Origin of the sequence: Mesorhizobium sp. M7A.F.Ca.CA.002.05.1.1, from assembly GCF_003998335.1 — a bacterium.
Lineage (GTDB): Bacteria > Pseudomonadota > Alphaproteobacteria > Rhizobiales > Rhizobiaceae > Mesorhizobium.
This window is the reverse complement of record NZ_RZQI01001184.1, coordinates 1-1,469: the sequence shown is the minus strand read 5'-3', so window position 1 is coordinate 1,469 and position 1,469 is coordinate 1. Positions and strand designations below refer to the sequence as shown.

The window sequence follows — 1,469 nt, the reverse complement described above, 5'->3', positions numbered from 1 at the left end:
GATGGCCAAGGAAATGGGTGTGAAAATCACGTTCCTCGACTTCGACTGGGATGGTCTGATTCCGGCGCTGTTGTCGGGTAAGGCCGACCTTCTGGTCGCCGACATGACACCGACGCTGGCGCGTGGCATGAAGGTCGCCTTCACCACGCCTTACATGTACACGGGCAGCACCGTCTTCACCAAGGCCGACAGCAAGTTCAAGACCACTGAGGACTGCAAGGCCAAGGGCACCAAGATCGCCGTGCTGCTCGGCGCCACCGGCGAGAAGGAAGCCAAGAAAGCCTTCCCCGACGCCGACATCAAGAGCTACAAGGGCGGCGGTCCGCTGCTGCTCGACGCCGTCAACAACGGCCAGGCCGATTGCGGCGTCAACGACGTCTCGGCGGTCAAGGGCCAGTCGACCGCCTATCCGGCCGGCAGCTTCACCATCATGCCGGACCTGTTGTCGAAGGAGCCGCTTGCCTTCGCCACCCGCTATGACGAGCCGGACCTGCTGATCTGGATGAACCTGTTCCTCAACCAGGTCACCATCGATGGTCGCCTGCAGAAGAACCTCGACTACTGGGTCAATTCCGACGCCTGGAAGAAAGACCACTAAGCAGCGATAAAACCCAGGCGGTTTCGCGCGCGTCTCAAGCGCCGCGAAACCGCCTGGAATTTCGCTTCATCCGTCGTTTCCTGCACTCTGGGGATTGCACCCAACGATGCTCGAAAATTTCAGTTTCCGCACCATTGTCGAATATCTGCCGCTGTTCGGGCAGGGCCTGATCACGACCGTCTGGCTGTCGGCGCTGTCCTTTGTCGGCGCACTGATCGTCGGCATCGTGCTGTGCGCCATGAACCTGCAGCGCGGCTGGCTGTTTCGCGTGCCGGCCAAGGCCTATATCGACGCCGTACGCGCCACACCCTTGCTGGCGCAGCTCTATTTCCTCTATTTCGGCCTGCCCCGGCTCGGCTTCGTCCTGCCTGAGCTGGTCGTCGGCATTCTCGCGCTGTCGCTCAACAGCGGCGCCTATATCGCTGAAATCATTCGCGCCGGCATCCTGTCGATCCCACGTGGCCAGGTCGAGGCCAGCGTCGCTTCGGGCATGACCTATGTCCAGCGCATGCGTCTGGTCGTCCTGCCGCAGGCCTTCAAGGTGACGATCCCGCCGCTGCTTGGCCAGGCGATCGTGCTGGTCAAGGATTCCGCCCTTCTGTCGCTGATCTCGGTTTCCGAACTGACGCGCGCCGGCCAATTGCTCGCTTCCGACCGCTTCATGCCGGCCGAAGGTTTCCTCACCATCGCCGCCTTCTACCTGCTGCTGTATTACGGACTGAAAGGACTGGCTGGCGTCTCCAGCCGCTGGCTCGGCACGGCGGGGGCGCGGACATGATCTGGCAACAACTGCAAAGCCTCGCCGGCTCTTATCCGCTGGCCCTGCGCGGCCTCGGCATGACCGTGATGCTGTCACTGATCAGCCTGGTGC

General features: G+C 62.2%; 2 protein-coding genes. Both read left to right on the top strand.

Translation table 11 applies throughout. The features are described from left to right. Window positions 1-598: ABC transporter substrate-binding protein (locus tag EN939_RS33920; protein ID WP_164751502.1), on the top strand; the 598-nt coding region annotated here is incomplete at its 5' end. A 106-nt stretch (window positions 599-704) separates the two neighbouring features. Beyond that, the gene (locus EN939_RS33915) at window positions 705-1,376 is read left to right on the top strand and encodes an amino acid ABC transporter permease (protein WP_127271796.1); all 672 of its coding nucleotides are present in this window, start codon (window positions 705-707) and stop codon (window positions 1,374-1,376) included. The last annotated feature ends 93 nt before the right edge of the window (window positions 1,377-1,469 follow it).